At 40.8% G+C, this 1132-nt stretch carries 2 protein-coding genes; both read right to left on the reverse strand.

Translation table 11 applies throughout. The features are described 5' to 3' along the window. The coding region (locus Q0135_RS02020; RefSeq protein ID WP_297987839.1) for a molybdopterin-binding protein at nt 1-225 on the reverse strand (225 nt) is incomplete at its 3' end. A 473-nt stretch (nt 226-698) separates the two neighbouring features. Beyond that, entirely contained in the window at nt 699-1055 is a 357-nt protein-coding gene (locus Q0135_RS02025) for a DUF488 domain-containing protein (RefSeq protein WP_297987841.1), read from the reverse strand. Nucleotides 1056-1132: the final 77 nt, after the last annotated feature.

Here is a 1132-nt window from a genome sequence, read left to right on the forward strand (position 1 = left end):
TAGGCGAAGATCATTTTCTCCCTTTGAAATGATGACATTTGGGGCTTTGAATAAAAATACCGCCTCTTTGCCTGCTTTTAAATCCAAAGTTTTTTCAGAATCGACCGTAACGGTCGCTTTTAGCACGTCGCCGCCTCTGGTTTTAGCTGTGATTAGCGAATTTACCGCACCTGTTTTTACATCGCTTATCACGACATGAAGCTGATTTCTAGCACTGATTGCCATTGTTTCTCCTTGTGAAAAATTACGAGCAATGTTAGCGGTAAATCCTTAAATGAAATTTAAAAGTGCTGCGTGTAAGAAATTAATTTGATTTGTTGCGAATTTATATTAAGCTCACTTTTTAAATTCCTAGCTTGCATTATGAAAAATAGCGTTAAAAAATAGATGAAATTCTAAATTTGCATATATTAAATCGAGTTATTTTCCTTGAAATTTTATTCGCTTTTTATAAAATTCTGCGTTTTTTAGAGCTCTGACGCAAAATTTAGCGTTTGTTTTATGCTCATTTGCAAAGTGTACATCCGGATGAAAATTTATCTCAAATCGCGCCTGATAAGGCTTTAAGACCGCTCCGCTTAAGCCTTGTTCGCTGAATTCTATGCCTCGCACATTGGTTTTACTAGTGGATTGGCGAGTGAGTCGGTTTTACATTTGCTTTAAAATTATGGCGAGCGGTGCGCTTTGAGCGCAAAATTTCAGCGCACCTTGTTTTGCAGAAAATCACGCAGAATCATCGCGTGGTTGCAGTGCTCGTCCTTTGCGGCATATAGCAGCGTGACGACCGGCTCGTTTTTAACCTTTTTCAAAAATTCAGCTACGGCGAGATTTTGCTCAAGTTCAGCCAGGTAAAGCTCCTTAAAATGGGCGAAATTCTCAGGCTTATGCGCGAAAAGCTTGCGTATTTCGGTGCTAGGCGTTATGTCCTTTGCCCACATATCAAGCTCCAGCGCATCTTTTTTTATGCCGCGCGGCCAAAGTCTGTCGCAAAGCACGCGAAATCCATCCTCTTCCTCCGCGCTCTCATAGACGCGCTTAATTTTAAATTTTGTCATAGTTTGCTCCTTTAAATTCGCTAATCTTTGATGAAATAATCGCCGTCGAAGCTTACGAGCGAGTACTTGCGCTCGCC

This window comes from uncultured Campylobacter sp., from assembly GCF_937981295.1.
Taxonomy (GTDB): Bacteria; Campylobacterota; Campylobacteria; order Campylobacterales; family Campylobacteraceae; genus Campylobacter_B.

Excerpts from the sequence above, each read along its gene's own strand:
- Q0135_RS02025 (WP_297987841.1), bottom strand. The coding sequence starts at position 1,055 with ATGACAAAATTTAAAATTAAGCGCGTCTATGAGAGCGCGGAGGAAGAG.